Source organism: Marinobacter sp. DSM 26671 (assembly GCF_900112835.1).
Taxonomy (GTDB): domain Bacteria; phylum Pseudomonadota; class Gammaproteobacteria; order Pseudomonadales; family Oleiphilaceae; genus Marinobacter; species Marinobacter flavimaris.
Window position 1 is genome coordinate 208823 of record NZ_FONF01000002.1, and the last position, 22923, is coordinate 231745.

Sequence of the window (22923 nt, forward strand, 5' to 3'; positions counted from 1 at the left end):
CGCATCCCGTACGATAGGTGCGCCAGGATTTCAGAGTAGCCCGAGGCCTTCCGCCAGACGCTGGGCCGGGACATAGCCACGAACCATGTTGCCATCTTCCAGAACAATGGCAGGTGTCCCTGTGACCCCTACCCGGCCACCAAGCTCATACTGCTCGCCCACCGGATTTTCGCAACTTGCGTCGGGTACTGAGCGGCCGGCCTTGGCTGCGTCCATGGCCGCCTGCTGATCGTCAGCACACCAGACCGACTCATACTTCTTGAAAGACGCTGTATTGGGGCCGGACCGTGGAAACGCGTAGTAATTGACGGTAATGCCATAGCCATTCAACTGCGGCACCTCGTCATGCAGCTTCCGGCAGTAAGGGCAGTCGATATCAGTAAACACGTTTACCACGGCCTTTTCGTTTTTCGCCGGGAAGCTGATAACTCCCTTGTTACCATAGTCCGCCATCATTTCGCGACGGGCCTCCGTGCGGGCGGCTTCGGTGACATTGGCAATGCCCTGATCGGTAATCTTGAGAAGATCTCCCGTCATCAGGTACTGGCCGTCCTCGGTCGCGTAGATGGTGTCGCCATTGTTGCTCTGAACCTCATAGAGGCCCTTGGCTTCGGATTCCTTTACCGACACCACCTTGAGGCCGGGGACGGCCTGGGTCAGACGCTCGGAAATCCGGTCTTCCACTTCACCGGCACTGACGCTCGCCGCGCCAAAGGCACCCAGGACAACTCCAAGCGCCACAACCACATGTTTCATATTCATTCTGGCAAACAACCTTTTCCAGTAAACAGTTAAACAACCCGGGCAGTATTGGCACAGGCCGGGAATCAATTCAATGCGACAAATACACAAAAAGAAAGTTCACCCCCAATCGCGGAACCGCCCCACGGCTAGCCCCTGGGATGGTGAGCCTGGTGCAGCGACTGCAGTCGCTGACGAGCCACATGGGTGTATATCTGTGTTGTCGACAGGTCAGAGTGGCCCAGCAGCATCTGCACCACACGCAGGTCCGCTCCATGATTAAGTAGGTGCGTGGCAAAGGCATGCCTGAGTGTATGAGGCGACAGGTGTTTGCGAATACCCACTCGAACCGCGTAGTGCTTAATACGATGCCAGAAAGTCTGACGAGTCATCGCCGCAGCACGGTTGCCCGGGAACAGCGCATCGCAGGATCGCCCTTTAAGGAGTTCCGGCCGCCCTTCCTTCATATACTGCAGCAACCAGTCCACTGCCTCTTCACCCAGGGGGACCAACCTCTCCTTGTCGCCCTTGCCAGTGATCCGAACCACGCCCTGACGAAGGTTTACCTGATCAACCCGCAACTCGGTCAGCTCCGAGACCCGCAGACCGCAACCGTAGAGTATTTCCAGCATGGCCTTGTCCCTGAGCTCGATGGCAATTCCGGGGTCCGGCTCGGAAAGCAGCGCATCCACCTCGCCCTCGGTCAGCGAGTCGGGGAGACGCCGAGGCAGCCTGGGGCTGTCAATCCGAAGGGTCGGGTCTTCAGTAATCAGGCCTTCTCGCAGCAGAAACCGATAAAACCGCCGCAGCCCGGACAACCGCCTGGCCGCCGTGGAGTTCTTGACGCCCTGCGCGAGGCCACTGGACATCCACGCCAGTAAGTCGGTTCTGCGAACATCCTTGAGCAGCGGCTTGCCAGGCTGACTTTCGAGCCATTCCGACAACCGCAACAGATCGCTCCGGTAAGCCTGGCGGGTTTTTTCGCCCAGTCCGTCCTCCAGCCAGATGGCATCAACAAACCTGACGATCACCGATTCATCTTCTGCTCTCATGGCAAGTTCCCAGACTGCATAGGTCCCACAACACACCAAGCATACCGAAACCTCAGACACAAAAAAGGCAGCCCTCGGCTGCCTTTTTCTGACTGCTGTTCAGCGCACTGCTGATCAGCCCAGCTTCTCCTTGATACGAGCCGCCTTGCCAGACAGGTCGCGCAGGTAGTAAAGCTTGGCCTGGCGAACATCGCCACGACGCTTCACACTGATGCTTTCGATCAGCTTTGAGAAGCTCTGGAAAGTACGCTCAACACCGACACCGTAGGAGATCTTACGTACGGTGAAAGAGGAGTTCATTCCACGGTTACGCTTGCCGATGACGACACCTTCGAACGCCTGAAGACGCTCACGGTTACCCTCGGTTACGCGAACCTGAACGACCACGGTGTCACCCGGCGCAAACGCGGGGATTTCCTTGGTCATCTGTTCTGCTTCAAGTTGACTGATGATGTTGTTCTTGCCGCTCATCGTAATGCTCCTGATACCCAATCTGTTAATGCCCTGATTATTCAGAGGCACCCGGTTCGTTCAAAATCTCTTCCAGCAGCTCACGCTCTTCGTCCGTAAACACCCGCTTTTCCAGCAGGTCGGGGCGTCGCTCCCGGGTTCGCCTCAGCGACTGCTTGAGCCGCCAACGCCGGATCTGATCATGGTGACCGCCCAATAAAACATCCGGCACCGCCTGACCTTCGTAAACCTCGGGCCGGGTGTAGTGCGGACAATCCAGCAAACCGTCGGCGAAAGAATCCTGCTCTGCCGACTGCGCATGACCCAGCGCTCCGGGGATGAGGCGTGTAACCGCATCGATAACAGCCATCGCTGCCAGTTCGCCACCGGACAGCACAAAATCGCCCAGTGACACTTCCCGATCGACTTCCGTCGCTATCAGGCGCTCATCAACACCCTCGTACCGGCCCGCCACCAGAATCAGTTGCTGTTCTGCCGCGAGCGACTCGACAACAGACTGGTTCAGCGTCTCACCCTGGGGCGACAGGTAAACCACACAGGGGTTTCCGGGTGCCGATTCCCGTGCCGCATGGATTGCGTCCCTCAGGGGCTGAATTTTCATCAGCATGCCCGGACCGCCACCATAGGGCCGGTCATCTACCGTGCGATGCCGGTCTTGGGTAAATTCACGGGGATTCCAGGTCCGAAAGGTCAGCAGACCATCCCGAACCGCACGCCCTGTGATCCCGTAATCCGTCACCGCACCGAACATTTCCGGAAACAGACTGACTGCGCCAATCCACACCCGTCAGAACTCCGGATCCCAGTCCACCACCATTTGCTTTGCGGCGAGATCAACACTCTGCACCACTTCGCCCGGCAGATAGGGGATCAGACGCTCACGTTGATCAATGGAGCCTGCTGTTGCCTGCACCACCAGAACATCGTTGGATCCGGTTTCCATCAGATGGTGCACTTTACCAAGGCACTCATCATCCACCGTGAACACATCAAGACCTTCCAACTGAAACCAGTAGTACTCCCCATCGGGAAGCGGCGGCAATTCAGCAGTCGAAACCCTGACTTCGGCACCACAATACGTGCGGGCCAGATCACGGTCGTTAATACCTTTCAGCCTGACGACGATCCCCTGCCCCTGGCGGCGGCCTTCCTCAAGCTTGGCCGGAATACGCTTGCCATCCAGATCAAGAGTCCAATCGGGATAGTTCAGTATTCCTTCCTTGGGGTCTGTGTAGGAAAAGACTTTAAGCCATCCTTTGACCCCAAACACCGAGGTAATCCGGCCGATCACAGTTTCCTGCGAATTCTGTGTCATGCCATAAACCCCGGTGTCAGTACTGTCTTACCCAGCAGCCTTCAGCAGCTGTGCAACGCGCTCGCTGGTCTGCGCGCCCTGACCGAGCCAGAAATTGACACGATCACGATCAACGCGAAGACTCTCTTCCTGACCACGGGCTACCGGGTTGAAGAAACCTACACGCTCAATAAAACGACCGTCGCGGGATTTGCGGCTGTCGGTGACTGTCAGATGGTAGAACGGGCGCTTCTTGGAGCCGCCACGAGCCAAACGGATAATTACCATTTAACCAATATCCTGTTCTGTTGAACGAACTTTGTACGATTCACGCCTGCTGAATACCAGCTGACGCGAAGACCCATACTCGAAAGGGGCGCTATTCTATGCTAAAAAAGCGCCAAAGAAAACAGCAAAACCAGTTGTTTCCCCGTTTTCCATGTAAGGCTTTTTACATACGGCCAAACGGGGGCATTCCGCCTCCCCCACCGCCGCCAGGGGGCATCATGCCGCCCATGCCGCGCATCATATTCGCCATACCGCCTTTCTTGCCAAACTTTTTCATCATCTTCTGCATTTGCTTGTGCTGTTTCAGCAGACGATTGACGTCCTGGATCTGGGTTCCAGACCCCGTGGCGATACGGCGCTTGCGGGAATTGTTGATCACATCCGGGTAACGCCGCTCTTTTGGCGTCATGGAGCAAATGATCGCCTCCATCTGCCCCATGGACTTGTCGTTGACCTGTTGCTGCGCCACCTGGGCCATCTGCCCCATGCCGGGCAACTTGTCGAGCAGGCCACCGATGCCACCCATGTTCTTCATCTGCTGAAGCTGATCCCGAAAATCCTCCAGATCGAAGCTTTTGCCCTTTTTGATTTTCTTGGTGAGCTTCTGGGCCTTCTTCTGATCAAGCTTGCGCTCTGCCTCTTCAATCAGCGAGAGCACATCGCCCATACCCAGGATCCGGGAGGCAACCCGGTCCGGATAGAACGGCTCCAGCGCATCAGACTTTTCACCAACACCCAGGAACTTGATCGGCTTACCGGTAATGTGACGAACAGACAAGGCGGCACCGCCACGGGCATCGCCATCGGTTTTGGTCAGCACCACGCCGGTCAGCGGCAGGGCATCGTTGAACGCCTTGGCGGTGTTGGCGGCATCCTGGCCCGTCATGGCATCGACCACGAACAGGGTTTCAACCGGGTTGACCGCTTTATGCAGCCGACCAATCTCTCCCATCATCTGTTCGTCGACGTGGAGTCGGCCGGCGGTATCAAGAATTACCACATCAATGTGCTTCTTCCTGGCCGCGGCAATGGCACCCTCGGCAATATCAACCGGGTCCTGATCGGCACTGCTCGGGAAGAACTCGACACCCACTTCGCCAGCGAGGGTTTCCAACTGGCGAATCGCCGCCGGACGGTAGACGTCGGCGCTGACCACCAGGACGGATTTTTTCTGCCGCTCTTTAAGGAAGCGCGAGAGTTTGGCGACCGTGGTCGTCTTACCTGCACCCTGCAGACCCGCCATCATGACTACGGCCGGCGGCTGGACGTTCAGATTGAGGGATTCATTACCCTCGCCCATGACGCGTTCCAGCTCCTGCTGGACAACTTTCACAAAGACCTGGCCCGGCGTCAGACTGCGCTGCACCTCCTGGCCAATGGCACGCTTGCGGACGCCCTCAACAAAGTCCTTCACCACCGGCAGGGCGACATCCGCCTCCAGCAGCGCCATGCGCACTTCCCGCAGGGTGTCCTTTATATTGTCATCAGTGAGGCGCGCCTGGCCGGAAATCTTGCGCAGACTGCCGGAAAGTCGGTCTTGGAGGTTCTCAAACATGTTGCTCTTCCGTACCCCGGATAAATTGAGTGCGTGAATCGGCAGAGCCGGCGACGACTCCTTGATTCCAGTTGCATAATCGCGACATTATAACCAGACTATCGCCCTGAAACGACCAGCCCGGTCAAATCGGCGCAAACCAGCGCCGATCCCCAGTCAGAACAGTGGTTAATAAGGAAGTCATGGGAACGCTGATTCTCGCGGTCACCTCTCTTTTTCTTTACAGCGTCGGTACCGCGCTGCAGGCCCTGCATTTCAGAGGCCGGGTTCAAAGCAACATTGCCATTACTACCCTGATTGGCGTTCTCGCCCTGACCAGCCACGGACTTCTCATTGGCCAGACAGTCCACCACGACGGCGGCTTCGATTTCAGTTTTTTCAAAAGCTCCGTGCTTATTTCCTGGCTGATCGTCTTCCTTCTATTGGGACTCAACCTTAAAAAGCCGGTGCAAAGCCTGTTTCTCGGCGTGTACCCGCTGGCCGGCCTCACCATTATTCTCGCCCTGGTTACCCATGGACCCTCGAGACTGGTGTCCGAGCAAAGCTACGGCATGCTCTCCCATATTGCGCTTTCGGTGACAGCCTACAGCCTCTTTACTCTGGCGGCCATCCAGGCGGTTCTACTTTACTTCCAGAATCGCCAACTGAAGCACAATTACAACAGCCTGCTGGTTCGTAACCTGCCACCTCTTCAAACCATGGAGTCGCTGCTGTTCGAGATGGTCTGGGCTGGCGTCGTCATGCTGATTCTGGCCATTGTGACCGGCGCCCTCTTTATAGAGGATCTCTTTGCCCAGAATCTCGCCCACAAGACCCTGTTCTCGATCCTGTCCCTGCTTGTGTTTGTGGCGCTCCTGATTGGTCGTTACACCAAAGGCTGGAGGGGCATCACCGCCAGCCGTTGGACCCTCGCTGGCTGCGCACTCCTGATGCTGGCCTTCTACGGCAGCAAGTTTGTGCTGGAACTGATCTTCCAGCGCGGCGGCTGACACCGGAAGCACCGGTTATTCTCTTGACACAACGCTCGCCGAAACCCTATTTTCGCTACTTGTCAGCAATATAAGGACACCTCTTTTGAACGAAACATCGCTCACCGCGCTGTTTATTCTCCTGGTTGGACTGATCCTCCTTTCCGGTTTCTTCTCGAGCTCCGAGACGGGGATGATGTCGCTCAACCGATATCGTCTCAAACATATGGCCAAAACCGGCCATAAAGGTGCCAAGCGCGCCCAGGGCCTGCTGCAACGAACCGACCAGCTGATCGGCGTCATCCTGATCGGCAACAACTTCGTGAACATCTTCGCCTCTTCGATCGCCACGGTTATCGCGATTCGGGTCTGGGGCGATGCCGGCATCGCGATTGCCACCATCCTGCTGACCATCGTGATCCTGATCTTCGCAGAAGTCACTCCGAAAACCCTTGCAGCACTATTTCCCGAGAAAATTGCCTTCCCGGCCAGTTACATACTCGGTCCGCTGCTGAAAATCCTGTATCCGATTGTCTGGGCGGTGAACCTGTTCACCGGAGGCATACTGAAACTGCTGGGCGTTTCCGCCGCAGACGCTGCCAACGACCACCTCAGCCGGGAAGAACTGCGAACACTGGTGAATGAGGCAGGCGCCCTGATACCCGCCAAGCACAAGGACATGCTGGTCAGCATTCTGGACCTGGAAAAAGTGACCGTGAATGACATCATGGTGCCGAGAAACGAGGTAGTGGGTATCGACCTGGAAGACGACACCGACACCATTCTGCGCCAACTGCGCAGCAGCCAGCATACCCGGCTTCCGGTCTTCAAGGGCGACATCAATAACATTCAGGGCATACTGCACCTGCGCAGCGCTTCCAAACTGCTGCAACAGGAGGAAATCAACAAGGCCATGATCATGCAGCTTTGCCAGGAACCCTATTTCATTCCGGAAAGCACGCCCCTGAACACCCAACTGATCAACTTCCAGAAAGGTCGTCGACGGTTCGGCGTTGTTGTCGATGAATACGGCGACGTTCTTGGCCTCGCGACACTGGAAGACATACTTGAAGAGATCGTCGGCGACTTTACGACGGACTATGCCGCCACCAGCCCGGACATCATTCCGCAGGACAACGGCACGTTCATTATTGATGGCACTTCCGCCGTTCGAACCATCAACAAGACCCTGGGCTGGAAGCTCCCTACCGATGGCCCTAAAACCCTTAACGGCCTGATTACCGAAACCCTGGAGAACATCCCCGACACCAACGTCTGCCTGAAAGTGGACGGCCATCGGGTAGAAGTGCTGCAGATCAAGGACAATGTCGTGAAAGCAGCCATTGTGCACCCGAAAAAACGCAAAAAACGTTCTCTGTCACTGAAACAGTAAAACCCGGACACCTCCTCCCTATGGCGCTATAGACCCTTCGGTTATAGCGTCTCCCGTTCTTGAAAGATCAAAATTTAACCGCCAGCTTGACCCCCGGTGATCCCCCACCAACACTGAAGGAGCGTGCGATACAAAAACAATCACAAGGAATACGTCCATGAGTCTGACACACACGTTTGGCCTGCTCGCCCATCCCGACCAGGAGTGGGAGGCGATCCGCAATGAATCCGAGACTGTCACAAGACTGTACGCCGGCCACATTCTGCTGCTGGCATTGATCCCTGCGGTTGCCGGCTTCATCGGAACAACCCAGGTAGGCTGGCAAATTGGTGATGGCCAGATCACCAAGCTGTCGGTAACGAGCGCACTCCAGCTTTCCACACTTTTCTACGCGGCCATGCTTGCCGGCATTTTTATACTCGGCAAGTTCATTGATTTTTTCGCCGCAACGTATGATGCGGTAGAACGGACGCCCAGAGGCGTTGCTCTGGCGGCGTACACGGCAACCCCGATTTTCCTGATTGGCGTAATCGCCGCGTATCCGAACATATGGGTGAATATGCTGGCAGGCCTGGTGGCGGTTGCCTACGCGGTCTACCTGCTTTACGAAGGGCTACCGATTCTGATGAGGATCCCGGCGGACAAGGGGTTCATGTTCGCTTCTGCAGTCCTGACGGTTGGCCTGGTTATGTTCGTTGCCCTGCTCGCCATCAGTGTTGTTATCTGGAGCATGGGCATAGGCCCGGTTTACGTGAACTGACCGCAAATTATCTTGCAAGTCAGTAATCTGCACGAGGGTGCCTGTTGGGCACCCCGTGTTTTTTTGAATTTGCTCCCACGTTAGCGTTTGGTCATGTTAACTTTGGGCAAAATGCGGTAAATTTAACCAATAACGAGAATCCAAGGATTTCAAGCTCGGTCATGTATCCGGTTGAGGCGTAAACAGGAGTCTGCCATGAACAAGCAGTCCGGCATACATTACCTCCGCGAACACAGGGAAGCCGGAAGTAACAGACCGGTTCCTGCGGAGGTCACCCGCATCCGGGACACGGTTGTCGCCGGGCTCGGTGATTTGCTGCAGGGCGCCTTCGACGCCGTCGACGATTCGCTGTTCGAGCTGGCCAATAATGCCCGCAGCAACAACGAACAGAACCGGTACTTCGAGGCGATGCGTGAAATTCGCATCAAGCGTAAGGGTGTCGAGCGGCATTTCCAGAACACCGTTGCCCAATATTTTGCCACCCCCCCTCACACCGGACCGCTTCAGGAAGAACAGCTGAGCAAGCAGGCCAGCGCCGACACTCTTGCCCTGGTCGGCAATGACGACCTTGAGGAGCAGGTTGCCCTCAACGCCATGATCACCAAGGCAAAGGCGCACTTTCAGGGCCCACTGCTGCAACTCCAGACCCGTTTCAGTCAGGTGTACCCGGAAGCCACCGACGAATCACCGGTCAATCCGATGGCACCGGAACACCTTTGCAGTGCGTTCACAGAGGCAATACAGGCCCTTGAGATCCAGATCCGTGAGCGCCTGATCCTGCTCAAGCAGTTTGACCGCTATGTTGTGTCCAACCTCGGCATGCTGCTGGACGAAGCCAACCGCATACTGATCCAGGCCGGGATCATTCCGAACTTCCGTTATCACGGCAAATCCGGTCAGCAGCATGAGGCCTCCAGTCCCCAGTCGGCAGAGGCGCCAAAACAGGAAAGCGCGCCGGACGCTTCCGCGGCAGAACGGGCCGGCCAGGCCGCCAGCAGCAGCGCGGTTTTCGAACAGATCCGACAGATGCTGGCGCTGCAACGGGCCAATGCGGGCATACCTCCCCGTGCCTCGGACCCGAATGTCCGGGTCGTGGGTGACTCCGAGCTGGCAAGCCTTCTCAATTCATTGCCGCTTTCAGCCCCCCGGCAGGACCAGGGCAACCTGAGCGCCGGCGAACCTGTCAGCGTTGATCTCCGTCAGCTGGTACAACAGCTCCTTTCCCAGACCGATACCGGGGATGGTCGAAAACCGGCGCTTAACGAGGTCGATGAAGACCTCATTAACCTGGTTTCCATGCTGTTTGAATTCATTCTTGACGACTACAACCTGTCAGCTCCGGTTCAGGTGTTGATAAGCAGGCTGCAGATTCCGATCCTGAAAGTGGTTATCCGGGACAAGAGTTTCTTCAGCCAGGCTACGCACCCGGCCAGACGTCTCCTGAACTCCCTGGCGAGAGCAGGCATTGGCTGGAGTAGCAGCGACGAGAAAACCAAGGACAAACTCTACGGACAGATTCACAACATTGTGCAAAGGATTCTCAACGAATTTGACGGTGATGTTTCGCTTTTTGAAACCCTCAATCAGGAATTCGAACAGTTCCTTGAACGGGAGAACCGAAAGGCGTCTCTGGTTGAGCAGAGAACCCGTGAATCCGAGCGGGGTCGGATCAAGTCCCAGACGGCTCAACAAACCGTCGACAATCTTCTTAAACAGAAGGTGTCCCGTTACAAACTGCCGGAGTCCATCCATGACATCCTGATGAATGGCTGGAGCCGCGTGATGTTTCTTGCCTATCTCAGGGATGACGTGGAGCATCGGTGGAATGCCACGGTGAAGGTCGTCGATGATCTGATCTGGTGTCTTCACCCCCATCAGGAAGATGACGAAAGAGACCAGTGGGTGCGGGTCGTGCCTGGCCTGCTGAAATCACTGCGGTCAGGACTTGAAGAGGTCTCCTATAACTCATCGAGACTCGATGAAATGATGGGCCAGCTCAAGCATCAGCTGGCAGAGGCATTCCGGACCAATGCTGCCATCGAAGCACTACAGGATTCTCCTGAAGAGCCGGCGGAAGAGGAAATCGCGACCGTTCACCAGACGGCCGTTGAGCGCCAGCAGGAACTGGAAGACGCTGCAATCTCGGAATATGTTGCCCAGATTGACGGTATCGAGATTGGTAACTGGGTCGAGTTTCGACTGGTCAATGGTGCAAACTTCCGCTGCAAGCTGTCCGCCATCATTGATGAAGCAGATTGCTTTGTCTTTGTGAACCGGATGGGGCTGAAAGTGATTGAGAAAACCCGGGTTGAACTGGCCCATGAAATGCGCCGTGGCCGGCTGACCCTGCTTGAGCAGGGCGCATTGATTGATCGGGCCCTGGATGCGGTTGTCGGCACCCTCCGGAGCAAGACCGCCTGACGCCAATGCCTGAAAAAAGCAGTCCCAATGCCCTGCCGGCTGCCTACCGGCTTGGGCTTGCCTTGTCTCTGGCTCTTTTCCTACACACGCTCCTGCTTTCAGGCATCTCCTCGCCCAAGGAAGAACCAACGGTCACGCACAGGGAGAGTGTAAGGTTTGAGCTGGTAGCCCCGGGCACTCTTAGAACGGTTGCCGACCCGTCAGCTGACCTCAGTCCTCGTCGGGATGCACCACGGGTAACGCCGTTTGAGATTGATCCTCCTGAGCCGGAACCCCTCTCCAAACCGGAGGTTGTGACATCCCGCGAGCCGCAAACCCCCGCCCCGACAAAGGCAACAAATACCAGCGTCCCCCGGAGCGAAGCCGCACAGTCAAGCGCCAGCTCTGCTGCCGGAGAAGAACCCGAACAGCTCCCTGAAAAAACGGAGGAGAGCATTACGAGGGTTACGGAGTCACCGGGCGAGCTCGACCCCTATGTGGTCAAACTGGCCGTCCATCTGGCCCATCAACTTGAAGAACTGAGAGTGCCGGCCATGAGGAGCCTCACTGACACGGTCGCTATGGAAGTCGAACTGCAGTTGCTTGGAAATGGCGCCCTGACCCGGGCAAGGGTTCTGAAATCAACAGGAATCAAGCCAATCGATGAAGCTGCATATCGGGCTGCGCTGGCGGCTAGCCCCTACCCTCAGCCACCGAAGGATAGCGGGAGCGCGAACCGCTTCGAGGTGGAACTGTTGTTCACCCCGAAACGGCTCTGAGCGGCAGTGATCAGGCTTCTGCCTGCTTCGCCGCCTCTTTGACAAGTTTGGCCAGCTCACCGCTCTCGGACATTTCGAGAACAATGTCACATCCGCCAACGAGCTCACCATTGATGTACAGCTGGGGATACGTGGGCCAGCTGGAGTAAACCTTCAGGGCTTCACGAAGCTCCTGGTTATCCAGAATATTGACGAAGGCAAAGCGTTCGCCGCAGGCCATTACCGCCTGTACGGTTTTGGCCGAGAAGCCACACTGGGGTGCCTGTGGGCTGCCCTTCATGTACAGGATGATCGGATTCTCTTCAAGCTGGCTCTTAATGGTTTCATTGATATCCATGAACATTCACCTCTGTTGGAACAGTCTTGCCACACGGCAATTTTCTTGACGCTATTGTACACGGGTGCCGAACACCTCACCAAACACCTTGATTTGACCTCGAGCAACACCGGCAGTTCCAGCCCGGCCACAGCGTTGTCATACCTGCTCCGAAGGGCTAGACTTGATGCCCAATTTTTTCAGCCAACGTTCAGGCAATCCCGCCAGCAGCGGGGTTCGGTGAGATAAGGGCCATTGCATGGCGGCACGACATTTTCTGACATTGAATGACATGACAACCAACGAGCTGGAAAGCCTGGTTGATCATGCCACAGCATTGCGCAACGAGTGGCGGCAAGGGAAGGTTCGGGACTCCCTCAAGAACCGTGTCCTTGCGATGATCTTCGAAAAATCATCAACGCGAACCCGGGTTTCTTTTGAAGCCGGCATGACCCAGCTCGGCGGCTCCGCAATGTTCCTGTCGCCACGGGATACCCAGCTTGGCCGGGGCGAGCCGATAGAAGACTCGGCTATCGTTATCTCCAGCATGGTTGATGCGGTGATGATCCGCACCTTTGCCCATGAAACCGTGGAGCGCTTCGCGGCTGCATCACGGGTGCCGGTGATCAATGCGCTGACCGATGACTTTCACCCATGCCAATTGCTGGCCGATATGCAAACATTCCGGGAACACCGCGGCAGTATTCGCGGCGCTACCGTTGCCTGGATCGGCGATGGCAACAACATGTGCCACTCCTACATCAATGCCGCCGCACAGTTCGATTTCAACCTGAACATCGCCTGTCCTGAGGGCTACGAGCCGGCAGAATCAATGCTCAAGGGCCACGAAGACCGGGTCAAGGTGTTCCGGGAGCCGGCCGAGGCGGCCCGAAACGCCCAGCTCCTGGTGACCGACGTCTGGGCTTCCATGGGCCAGGAAGACGAGCAGAAAGCCCGTGAAAGGGCGTTCAGTGGCTATCAGATCAATCCCGGGCTGCTCTCTGTGGCCGATAAGGATGTGCTGTTCATGCATTGCCTCCCGGCTCACCGTGGTGAGGAAATATCGGCGGACATGATGGAGCATCCTGCCTCCGTGGTCTGGGACGAGGCCGAGAACCGCCTGCACGCCCAGAAGGCACTGCTCGAATTTCTCATCCTGAACCGGCTGGACTGATTCCATGAGCACAACCGCACAATCTCCGGCAGACTGGCTGCTCGAGGTCAATAACCTGTCCTGCGGCTACGGCGGGGATTCTGTGGTCAAGGATGTCAGCTTTGCCCTGAGCCATGGCGACATCGGCTGCCTGCTTGGCCCGAGCGGCTGCGGCAAAAGTACCATACTGCGCGCCCTCGCCGGTTTTCTTCCACTGAGTGGTGGCGAGATTTCGCTGCAGTCCCAGGCCATCAGCCTGCCCGGACGCACCCTGCCCCCGGAAAAGCGTCGGATCGGCATGGTGTTCCAGGATTACGCCCTGTTTCCGCACCTGACTATCGCTGACAACGTGGGGTTCGGTCTGCGGAATCTGAACAAGGCAGAGAAACGGCAGAAGGTCATGGAACTACTGAATGTCGTGCATCTGCAGGATCTGGCCGACAACTATCCCCATGAACTGTCTGGCGGCCAGCAGCAGCGCGTTGCCCTGGCCCGCGCCCTGGCACCCGAGCCCACGCTGATTTTGCTGGATGAGCCGTTTTCCAATCTGGACGCGGATCTGCGCCGTCGGCTGAGCCTGGATGTTCGCGAAATCCTGAAGACGCTCGGCATCAGCGCCATTCTGGTTACCCACGACCAGCAGGAAGCCTTCGCCATGTGCGATCAGGTCGCTGTGTTGCGGGACGGCAGGATCCAGCAGTGGGACGTGCCCTACAACCTCTACCATGAACCGGCAAATCGTTTCGTTGCCAGCTTCGTGGGTCAGGGCGGATTCGTCCCCGGCACCGCCCTGGGGCCGGATACTATTGAATCCGAGCTCGGCGTGATCCACGGCAACCGGGCCTACAAATGGGAACCCGGCACCCTGGTAGACGTTCTGATCCGGCCCGATGACATCGTTCATGACCCCGACTCGGATCTGCAGCCAAAGGTGGTTGAGAAAACCTTTGCCGGCACTTCCACGCTCTACCGTTTCCGGTGTTCCGAAGACACAGAGTTCGAAGCCCTGTTCCGCAGTCACCTGGATTTCAACCTGGGTGAGCATGTGCCGGTGCGTGTCGAGGCGGATCACCTGATTGCCTTCGAACGCACCAGCTGATTGAGAGATTCAGTTGTTGCAGACGCGCTCGACAGCATCCAGCCAGCCAGCGTAGAGAGATTCTCGCAAAGCCGGGCGCATTTCCGGATGGAACTGCCGCTCGCATTCCCAGAGCGCGGAGATCTGCTCAAGGTTGTCAAAAATACCTGTCTGTAGTCCCGCAAGGTAGGCAGCTCCGAGAGCGGTTGTCTCTGTAACCCGGGGCCGGTCAACGGTGACATTCAGTATGTCGGCCAGGAACTTCATCACCCAGTCGTTCACCACCATACCGCCATCCACGCGCAGCGATTCAAGTCGGGCGCCGTCGTTCTGGATCGCCCGCACCAGGTCCTTGGTCTGATAGCAGACCGACTGCAGGCCGGCGGTAACGATCTCGCCAATGCCCGTATCCCGCGTCAGGCCCATGATGGCGCCGCGAGCATGAGGATCCCAATGAGGGGCTCCCAGGCCGGTAAACGCCGGAACCAGGTAAACCGGATTGTCGACTCCGACCGCCTCCGCATGGGCGGAAGATTCATTGGCGTGGGCAATCAGCTTGAGCCCGTCCCTCAACCACTGCATGGCAGCACCGGCAACAAAAATACTTCCTTCTACCGCGTAACAGGGCTTGCCGTTTAGCCGATAGGCCATGGTGGTCAGCAACCGATTTTCGGACCGAACGGCCTTATCGCCCGTATTGAGCATGAGAAAACAGCCGGTGCCGTAAGTGCTCTTGGCCATGCCCGGGTAAAAGCAGGCCTGCCCCACGAGAGCCGCGTGCTGATCCCCTGCAATGCCGGCAATCATAACTGGCGCGCCCAACCACTGTACTTCGGCGGTGCCATAGTCTGCGGCGCTATCGAGTACTTCCGGCAGCAAGGCCCGCGGCACGCGAAACAGGGCCAGAAGATCGTCGTCCCAGTCCTGCTTGTGAATATTGAAAAGAGCCGTTCTCGAGGCATTGGTGGCATCGGTGCAGTGGGATTTTCCGTTCGTCAGGTTCCAGAGCAGCCAACTGTCCACCGTTCCAAAAGCCAGTGCACCGGATTCGGCCCGGGCGCGGGCGCCCTCCACGTTATCGAGAATCCAGGCTATCTTGGTGGCCGAAAAGTAGGGATCAATTAGCAGCCCGGTTCGTTCAACAACCGTGTCCTCATGGCCGTCTGATTTCAGCTTGGTACACCAGGACGCGGTTCGACGGTCCTGCCAGACAATAGCGTGGTAGATCGGCTCGCCGGTTGCCCGGTCCCAAATCACCGTGGTTTCCCGCTGATTGGTGATACCAATACCCGCCAGCTCCGAGGCGTCGATACCCGCTTTGTCGAGCGCGCCGCGACACACCGCCAGAGTGCTGTCCCAGATTTCCCGAGCATCGTGCTCCACCCAGCCATCTTTCGGGAAATACTGGTGAAATTCCTGCTGATCGGTTGCAACGCTGTTGCCCGTTTGATCAAAAACAATAGCACGGGAACTGGTTGTGCCCTGGTCGATGGCAAGCAGATAACGGGTCATGGACGGCCTCCTTTTGTTTCCCGGAATTCTAACAGCAGAGCAGACGGGAAAGGGTGACCGATATGGAATTTGGGAGCAGGCATAAAAAAAGGGCCGGAAAACCGGCCCTCAAATGACGAATGAAACAAGGAAAGTTCGTAAGAACTACAACCTCAAAAGTCATCCCTTACGCTTTGCAGTATTGACCGGCCCGCCAAAAACTTCAGTAGTGCTTGTGTAGCTGCTTTGTTACATCAGGTGAGGCGATGGGGTCTGGCTCACACAATGGAGTCCACCGGTTTTTTTCTGGGCCAGACCAGGCTGAATTTTGCACCGCCAAGCGTGTCGCTCCTGCTGACGAAGGCGTGCCCTCCGTGCCAGTAGAGAATCCGGCGAACAATAGACAAACCCAGGCCGTAGCCGCCGGAGGTTCGGGTACGGCTGTCGTCCAGTCGGGCAAACGCAGTAAACACTTTCTCCCAGTCTTCCTCTGGAATGCCGGGGCCATCGTCTTCAACGTCAACGCGACAGTTGTCCTCATCGAAATGACAGCTGACCAGCACCTTGCCAGCCGCGTAGCGTCCTGCGTTGCCTACCAGATTCTGGATCGCCCGATGCAGGTAGCGAGGCTCAATATCCGACAGCGCCCAACGTTCCGAGACCTCATCAATGTTGCCTTCGATACTCAGCTCGGGCCGGACCATCTGCTGCTCAGAGACCACCTGGCGGACAATGTCGGTTACCGAGGTTTCCTGCAGCGAGAAAACCGGGCCGCCCTGCTCCAGCCGCGCATATGTCAGGATCTCATCAATCAGCTCGTCCAGTTCCTGGATATCGCCATCAATACCGTCCAGTTGCCTTTGCAGGGCAGACTCGTCCTGGCAGTCCTCGATCATTTGGACGCCAAAGCGGATACGGGCCACGGGAGTGCGCAATTCGTGCGAAACCGCGTGAATCATTTCCCGCTGCACCTGCACCAGGCGCTGTATGTGTTCGGCCATACCGTTGAATGACGAGGCCAGGCGGGTTACCAGCGTTCCCTCGCCCGCCTGGACCCGGGCGCTCATTTCTCCACGTGCGATTCGAACCGCTACCGACTCAACGGTTCTGAGATTACTGTCCACTTCCCGGAGCGCGAGGAAAACGGCAACGGCCAAAACCCCGCCAAGCACCAGGACCAGCAGCAGGACAACCGGCCAGGCCCAGGGATCAAACCCCGCGGGCATGTCAATCCGGTACAACTCACCGTCGGATAGCTGAACGATCACCCGTCCGCAACCGTCTGATTCGTCGGTGTAGAAGGCAAGGCCCCGCTCGGCGACCTGGTCCAGAACGTCAGAGTCCGGCAGCAGGTCGGCGTCGTCCAGGGTCTGCACTTCGACATTGAGAGAACGGGCCATTTGCGAGGCAACATTGAGACGGTCATCCGCAGAGGCTGAATCAAGATGCCACCGGAAAATCAACCCAATGGTTTCTGACACATCCCGGTAGGGCTCGTTCAGACGCAGCTGCAGGATTTCTCCGCTCAGTCCGGTTACCAGAACCCGATACCCTACGTCACTGTCGATGCCAACCACCTGGCCGTAGCCAAGTCGCTCCAGAGCCACCGGTGACAGGTTGAAACGGGAAGCAGCCCCCATGCGAAGATCAACCGCCGAACTCAGCCAGTGGTATTGCTGTAATGGTGCCGGGGCCGCAGCCAGCCAGCGCATCAGTGGCTCGGGGAAGCGTTCATGCCAGAATTGGGAGCGCACCGAGTTGATCCCGGTGAACAGCAGGACACATAAAAAAACAACCAGCGCGGTCAGGCCGGCAAGGCGGGCATAAAGCTTGAGGAAGAACTTCAGGGGCATGGTACCAACCCTGGCATGGAACACCGGTATGCGGGCGAATGGCACACCGGCTCCAGAGACTGAATCGTCAGGCTTCCTTTACGAACAGGTAGCCTTTACTACGAACGGTCTTGATGCGTCGCGGATGGATGGGGTCATCGCCAATCTTGGGTCGAATCCGGGAAACGCGAACATCAATGGATCGATCCTGACCATCATATTCAATACCACGCAAGGCGGTGAAGATTTCTTCCCGGCTAAGCACGCGGCCCGCGTTGCTGGCGAGCAACCAGAGCAAATCAAATTCGGCGCTGGTCAGATCGATGCTTTCTTCACTCAGCCAGGCCTCCCGCATGGAGCGGTCGACAACCAGATCATTGAACTGGAGGCGCACCGGTTCTTCGCCCCCTGCCTCGTCCGCCGACCCCGAGCCGGTTTCGGTCACCCGACGCAGCATCGCGCGAATACGCGCCAGCAGCACCCGGGGTTTGACCGGTTTGCCAATATAGTCATCGGCACCCATTTCCAGACCCAGGACCTGGTCCAGATCGTCGGTTCGGGCAGTCAACATGATGATCGGACCGGAAAAGAAGGGGCGCACCCGACGGCAAATGGAGAGCCCATCCTCGCCAGGCAACATGAGATCCAGAACCACCAGATCCGGCTGCTCGTTACGGATCCGCTCTACCGCGGCACCACCATGAGTTTCCAGGGAGACGGTCAACCCGTTGCTTTCAAGGTATTCGCGGGTTAACTCCGCCAACCGCTCGTCGTCCTCGACAATCAGAATTCGCCAACTTTCGTTTGTCTGTTCCACGCCATCCATCTCTGGTTTTGTTATTCCGGTTTCAGGTCATTCTGTGTACCTGACGATACAGGCAACCTGCTGTAACAGCAATTATACATGCTATTCAGAAATATACATGGAACTACTGCTTCGTTACACCCTGTGACAGAGCTCCCGTAACCTCCAATCGGACCCCGATGTCACAGACACGTCACCTGGTGGTCACCGATGTGTCATACCGGCTTCATAGGCTTGTCGGGAAATGGAAACAAAAGAGACGACGCCATGACCACACAAACCGCGAAAGCCCGCCGCAGCGCCCGTCGCCTGAAAACCGACATGACCCGGTGCCCCAGACAGGTCGAAGCAGCCCAGCGACTGCGTTACCGGGTGTTTTCGGAAGAGTATGGCAGCGACCTGGGCGCACAGACGCCAGGCATCGACGCCGACGAGTTCGACACCGTGTGTGACCACCTGGTCGTAACCGACCTGGATTCCGGCGAGCTGGTAGCGACCACGCGAATCCTGCATCAGGCAGACACGGCAGCCGTTGGCGGCTTTTATTCGGCCGGGGAGTTCGACCTGAGCGCCCTGGAGAGACTCCCTGGCACCATAGCCGAGCTGGGGCGCACTTGTGTTCACCCGGATTATCGCAATGGCGCGACCATCAGCCTGCTCTGGTCGGCAGTGGCCGAATATCTGGTTGAGCGCGGTGTTGACTACATGATTGGCTGCGCGAGCATCGGCATGTCTGACGGAGGCCTGAAAGCCTGGCGCATCGCCAGCCACCTCCAGAACGAGTACCTGGCCGATCCGGCCTTTCTGGTAAAGCCACTTCGCGCGATGCCGCATCTGACCCACACCCGGGACAGCGATCGACCGGTGGACGTTCCTGCGCTGATCCGAGCCTACATGCGTCTTGGTGCCCGTGTCTGCGGTGAGCCCTGCTGGGATCCGGATTTTCGCTGTGCCGACCTGTTGGTTGTGCTGGAGGTCAGCAAACTGGCCGGCCGCTACAGCCGGCACTTCATGCGCTCGGCATCCTGAAGACGGGAGTCTGTGAGATGAGCTGGCTGAGACTCTGCGTTCGGATCACTGCCTTTATGGCTTTTCTGGCAGCCACCACGATGCTGGCCGCCGGTTTGAGGGTCAGTGAAGTGGTTACCCGCAAAGCCATCGATCGGACACCCTGGGCCAGATTCTGTTTCCGGTGGGCCTGCCGGTGCCTGGGACTGCGTATACACCAGCATGGCTCACCCTCAGACGATACCGTTCTGTTCGTCAGCAACCACATCAGTTGGTCAGATATTCCGATTCTGGGGAGCCTGGCACCGATCCGGTTCCTGTCGAAAGCCGAGGTTGGCCAATGGCCGGTCATAGGCTGGCTGGCACGACAGGCCGGCACGCTTTTCATCCGGCGGGGAGGCGGTCAGGCCCGCCGCGTTCGGGACCAGATTATTGAGAACTTGCAGGCTGAAGAGAATGTCCTGGTCTACCCGGAAGGAACCACCAGCGCAGGTCTGACGGTATTGCCGTTCCATGGCCTGTTGCTCAAGGCCGCTCCAGAGAACAGAACGCCGGTACAGCCGATCACCATTGCCTATCGCCGGGAAGGCCGACCCGACCATCTGGCTCCCTTCATTGAGGATGATGAGTTCCACCACCATTTGTTGCGGATGCTAGCCCAGCCTTCTGCCCGGGTCGACGTAGTCTTCCACGAACCTTTACACCCGTCGGAAAAGATACCGGCCGGAGAGTTCGCCGCCAGCCTGAGAGAGACCGTTCTGGAAGGACTGACCCGAATATACCGTGGTGAATACGACAGACCGGCAACCGAGTGCCTCAGAACAGGGGACGACCCTGGGCTACCTCATCTTCCGTCGCTTCACGGCGGCCAACGATCTCCAGATCAAAGTACAGGGTAAAGCCCGCCAATGGGTGATTGGCGTCCACCTTAACCAGGTTGCCATCAATCCCGACAACCTGCACGATCTGCGCTTCATCGCCCGTGTTGGTCTGGAACTTCATGCCAATCTGCAGGTTCTCGATGCCTTCGAACAGTGAACGTGGCACCTTGCGCACCAGCTCGGGCTTGTGCTCACCGTACGCCATGGCCGGCGGCACCGTTACCTCCAGGCAATCGCCCACGTTGCGGTCTTTCACCGCCTGTTGGATCCCTTCAATAATCTCGGGACTGCCATAGACGAAGTGCAGGGGCTCACTGCCTTCGGAAGTATCAACCAGCTCGCCGATCTTGTTCTTCAAAACATAGTGAACGGTAAAAACGTCGGGTCTTGCTTGTGAAGCTGTCATCAGGTTTTCGAGTTTCCTGTATCCGGTGGTGTTTCGAGCTGTTGCAGGCCATGAATAACCAGTCGCTGATCCAGCTTGTCCCGCAATCCTGAAGGGTTACTCAGGCCCATGCGCTCAAGCAGGGACCCGTAACGGCCTTCGTCATCCCGGGCCCGGAGGGCCTGTAACAGGGTTGACAGTTTACCACGGCGAGTGGCCGTTGCGGCCTTGAGCCACTTAAGGGCTTTCCCCAACGTCAGCTCCTCATCGGTAAAGTCCCTGCCAAACGGGAACGGCGGGAACAGGCTGGCATCTCCCGCTGCCGCAACGGCAAGACGGATGGCTTGCGGGGTATTGTTACACCAGTCGGCAGGCAGCTTGAACGCAGGATCCACCTTGCCCGCCTTCTGGGCTTTTTTCAGAAGCTCCTGCTGGAACCGGGAGTCGGCAATGCGGATCAGCCTCAGGAAGACCTGCTCGTCGGACTGCCCTCTCAGATCGGCAATCCCATACTCGGTAATGACGATGTCCCGCAGATGGCGGGGTATGGTGCAATGACCATAATTGAACACGATATTCGACAGTACCTTGCCCTGGGATGATCGGGTGCTGCGTAGCGACAGGATCGAACGTGCGCCCGGCAGCTCGTGAGCCATGGCAACGAAGTTGTACTGGCCACCGACACCACTGACCACACGACCATCCTCAAGACCATCCGATACGCCAGCACCGTTGAGGGTGTACATCATAGCCGAATTGATGAACCGGCCATGAACGCGCTGCGCCGCTTTCAGCTTCTGGTCTCCGAACCGGTGGTCATACAGGTGGTTGATGAAGTTCACGCTGGTCATGCAGATTTTTGCACGCTGCTCGTCGGTCATTTCCCTGAGGTACTGGTAAAACTGCTCGGGACCAACGTAAAAACCGCCGTGCATGGCGATACCGCCAGTCAGCCGTTCCCCGAGGATGAGGGTTTCGATGGCCTGCCGGGCCTCCGGATTGTCCAGATCACCCTCGACCGACTGATCACCAATACGCAACCGGCCGCCCTTGAACTCGACAGCTTCTTTAAAGATGCCATGCTGGACCAGCCAATGAACATCCTTTGCCCGCAACGGGCTATCAATCAGCTTTTCGCGCCGCAGGACATCGAGGGTTGCAAGAGACACCTCGCTGGGAATATCACCGCGATTGATCAATGTCTGCAGACCGGCGTGATCGTATACCTCGCGGGTAAGGATGCCTTCCTGCATCAGGTAGAGGAAACCATCCACCATCATTTCACTACAGCCATAAAGCCCCTCCTCGAAGGAGCCGGTGCCACCGTCCTCGCGAACGACGGGGAAATGCTGATCAACCTGGAGATGGTCAAACACCTGCCGCCAGGCCTTATTGTGACTGTGTCTGAGAATGGCGCTGTGGACCAGGGCCGCGCCCAGTGAGCCGATGCCAACCTGGAGCGTACCGCCGTCCTTCAGGAGGGTACTGGCGTAGAAACCGATCAGGTGGTCTTCCGGGCTGACCGACATCTGGGGCGCTGAGAACAGCGGATAGTCTCCCGAAGGCTGATCAAGCAAGACATCGAACCGGTCTGCTTCAATCGCCGCATGATGGCCAAACCAGGGAAGGTTCTGGTTCATCTCGGCCACCAGCGCCACCGGCGTGCCAGCCGCCTCGCGCTCACGGAGCAGGGGAATCAGGTCCAGCGTCAGATCCGGGTTGCAGCTCAGACTGACCTGGCCGGGCTGCCCATGGGCCTCGCCCGGCGACACCATCTGGGCGACGACATTGACACCCACCGCCATCAGATCGCGAACGGCATGGGTATAGTTGGTACACACGTAATGCCGCTGCTGGGAACGATTGTTCAGGTAACTGCCGGCTTTGAAGAAGAACTCCGAGACCTGAACATTCTCAGGAAGACGGTTTGCCGATACATCCCTGGCATAGGCCAGTTCAGGAATCCGGCCATAGAGGCGCTCAACAAAAGGCCCCATGAAACGCTTTTCCAGCGAGGAGCCGCCCTTTGGCGCCAGCAGCGACAGTGCCGTAACAATGTGCAGGCTGATTTCCGGATCGTCTTTCGCCCGCTGGTATAGCGCATTAACAAAGCGAACCGGTTTTCCGAGCCCGAGCGGCAAACCGAGAGTAATCTCCTTGCCAACCCGGCGAATCACCTCGTCAACACAGGCGTTCACATCATTTGATAACTGCCCTCTATCACCCGCCATTACCAAGCTCCTTATTGGCTAATCAGCATGTTAACGGAGATG

22 protein-coding genes are annotated in these 22923 nt (G+C 57.4%); 9 read left to right on the forward strand and 13 right to left on the reverse strand.

The annotated features are described in order from the left end of the window. Positions 1-30: 30 nt before the first annotated feature. The 7 genes from BM035_RS03065 to ffh form a co-directional block, all read right to left on the reverse strand. Positions 31-762: a DsbC family protein gene (locus BM035_RS03065; protein WP_008176233.1), complete on the reverse strand. Its 732-nt coding sequence runs from the start codon at positions 760-762 to the stop codon at positions 31-33. Positions 763-890: 128 nt separating this feature from the next. Continuing rightward, positions 891-1793, reverse strand: coding sequence for a site-specific tyrosine recombinase XerD (gene xerD, locus BM035_RS03070; protein WP_092030286.1), 903 nt, complete (start codon positions 1791-1793; stop codon positions 891-893). 114 nt (positions 1794-1907) lie between these two features. After that, entirely contained in the window at positions 1908-2264 is a 357-nt protein-coding gene (gene rplS / locus BM035_RS03075) for a 50S ribosomal protein L19 (RefSeq protein ID WP_008176237.1), read from the reverse strand. A 37-nt stretch (positions 2265-2301) separates the two neighbouring features. Then, the gene (gene trmD, locus BM035_RS03080; RefSeq protein WP_008176240.1) at positions 2302-3048 is read right to left on the reverse strand and encodes a tRNA (guanosine(37)-N1)-methyltransferase TrmD; all 747 of its coding nucleotides are present in this window, start codon (positions 3046-3048) and stop codon (positions 2302-2304) included. 3 nt (positions 3049-3051) lie between these two features. After that, on the reverse strand, positions 3052-3579 hold the full coding sequence (gene rimM, locus BM035_RS03085; protein WP_008176242.1) for a ribosome maturation factor RimM: 528 nt from the start codon (positions 3577-3579) through the stop codon (positions 3052-3054). A gap of 27 nt (positions 3580-3606) precedes the next feature. Continuing rightward, entirely contained in the window at positions 3607-3846 is a 240-nt protein-coding gene (gene rpsP / locus BM035_RS03090; RefSeq protein ID WP_008176245.1) for a 30S ribosomal protein S16, read from the reverse strand. Between the two features lie 163 nt (positions 3847-4009). Next, positions 4010-5401 (reverse strand): signal recognition particle protein, encoded by a 1392-nt coding sequence (gene ffh / locus BM035_RS03095; protein ID WP_008176248.1) that lies wholly within the window; start codon positions 5399-5401, stop codon positions 4010-4012. 182 nt (positions 5402-5583) lie between these two features. Here ffh and BM035_RS03100 point away from each other — a divergent pair, with 182 nt between their 5' ends. From BM035_RS03100 to BM035_RS03120, 5 genes are all read left to right on the forward strand, one after another. After that, entirely contained in the window at positions 5584-6390 is an 807-nt protein-coding gene (locus BM035_RS03100) for a cytochrome C assembly family protein (RefSeq protein ID WP_008176250.1), read from the forward strand. A gap of 85 nt (positions 6391-6475) precedes the next feature. After that, positions 6476-7762 (forward strand): HlyC/CorC family transporter, encoded by a 1287-nt coding sequence (locus BM035_RS03105; RefSeq protein ID WP_008176252.1) that lies wholly within the window; start codon positions 6476-6478, stop codon positions 7760-7762. 157 nt (positions 7763-7919) lie between these two features. Continuing rightward, entirely contained in the window at positions 7920-8522 is a 603-nt protein-coding gene (locus tag BM035_RS03110; RefSeq protein WP_008176254.1) for a Yip1 family protein, read from the forward strand. A 195-nt stretch (positions 8523-8717) separates the two neighbouring features. Further along, complete coding sequence (locus tag BM035_RS03115; RefSeq protein WP_008176256.1) at positions 8718-10943, forward strand: DUF1631 domain-containing protein; 2226 nt, start codon at positions 8718-8720, stop codon at positions 10941-10943. Positions 10944-10948: 5 nt separating this feature from the next. Continuing rightward, positions 10949-11701 (forward strand): energy transducer TonB family protein, encoded by a 753-nt coding sequence (locus BM035_RS03120; RefSeq protein ID WP_008176259.1) that lies wholly within the window; start codon positions 10949-10951, stop codon positions 11699-11701. 10 nt (positions 11702-11711) lie between these two features. Here BM035_RS03120 and grxD read toward each other — a convergent pair whose 3' ends face one another. Next, on the reverse strand, positions 11712-12038 hold the full coding sequence (grxD, locus tag BM035_RS03125) for a Grx4 family monothiol glutaredoxin (protein ID WP_008176261.1): 327 nt from the start codon (positions 12036-12038) through the stop codon (positions 11712-11714). A 238-nt stretch (positions 12039-12276) separates the two neighbouring features. Here grxD and argF point away from each other — a divergent pair, with 238 nt between their 5' ends. Together argF and BM035_RS03135 are read left to right on the forward strand one after the other, a co-directional pair. Continuing rightward, entirely contained in the window at positions 12277-13191 is a 915-nt protein-coding gene (gene argF, locus BM035_RS03130; protein WP_008176263.1) for an ornithine carbamoyltransferase, read from the forward strand. 4 nt (positions 13192-13195) lie between these two features. Continuing rightward, complete coding sequence (locus BM035_RS03135; RefSeq protein WP_008176266.1) at positions 13196-14269, forward strand: ABC transporter ATP-binding protein; 1074 nt, start codon at positions 13196-13198, stop codon at positions 14267-14269. A 9-nt stretch (positions 14270-14278) separates the two neighbouring features. Here BM035_RS03135 and glpK read toward each other — a convergent pair whose 3' ends face one another. From glpK to BM035_RS03150, 3 genes are all read right to left on the reverse strand, one after another. Then, positions 14279-15760 carry a glycerol kinase GlpK gene (glpK, locus tag BM035_RS03140; protein WP_008176268.1) on the reverse strand — a complete coding sequence of 494 codons (1482 nt, stop codon included), beginning with the start codon at positions 15758-15760 and terminating at the stop codon, positions 14279-14281. 257 nt (positions 15761-16017) lie between these two features. Next, complete coding sequence (locus tag BM035_RS03145) at positions 16018-17637, reverse strand: ATP-binding protein (RefSeq protein WP_227507729.1); 1620 nt, start codon at positions 17635-17637, stop codon at positions 16018-16020. A gap of 22 nt (positions 17638-17659) precedes the next feature. Then, the gene (locus BM035_RS03150; RefSeq protein WP_014576254.1) at positions 17660-18397 is read right to left on the reverse strand and encodes a response regulator; all 738 of its coding nucleotides are present in this window, start codon (positions 18395-18397) and stop codon (positions 17660-17662) included. Positions 18398-18643: 246 nt separating this feature from the next. On the opposite strand from BM035_RS03150, the gene BM035_RS03155 reads away from it, so the two are divergent. Together BM035_RS03155 and BM035_RS03160 are read left to right on the forward strand one after the other, a co-directional pair. Beyond that, complete coding sequence (locus tag BM035_RS03155) at positions 18644-19405, forward strand: GNAT family N-acetyltransferase (protein ID WP_092030288.1); 762 nt, start codon at positions 18644-18646, stop codon at positions 19403-19405. Between the two features lie 17 nt (positions 19406-19422). Beyond that, complete coding sequence (locus tag BM035_RS03160) at positions 19423-20283, forward strand: lysophospholipid acyltransferase family protein (protein ID WP_092030289.1); 861 nt, start codon at positions 19423-19425, stop codon at positions 20281-20283. Here BM035_RS03160 and BM035_RS03165 read toward each other — a convergent pair. Together BM035_RS03165 and BM035_RS03170 are read right to left on the reverse strand one after the other, a co-directional pair. Continuing rightward, a complete protein-coding gene (locus BM035_RS03165) occupies positions 20201-20671 on the reverse strand; it encodes an FKBP-type peptidyl-prolyl cis-trans isomerase (protein ID WP_008176279.1) in 471 nt (156 codons plus the stop codon). The genes BM035_RS03160 and BM035_RS03165 overlap by 83 nt on opposite strands. Continuing rightward, positions 20671-22881 (reverse strand): acetyl-CoA hydrolase/transferase C-terminal domain-containing protein, encoded by a 2211-nt coding sequence (locus BM035_RS03170; RefSeq protein ID WP_092030291.1) that lies wholly within the window; start codon positions 22879-22881, stop codon positions 20671-20673. Before BM035_RS03170 ends, BM035_RS03165 begins: the two co-directional genes overlap by 1 nt. Between the last annotated feature and the right edge of the window lie 42 nt (positions 22882-22923).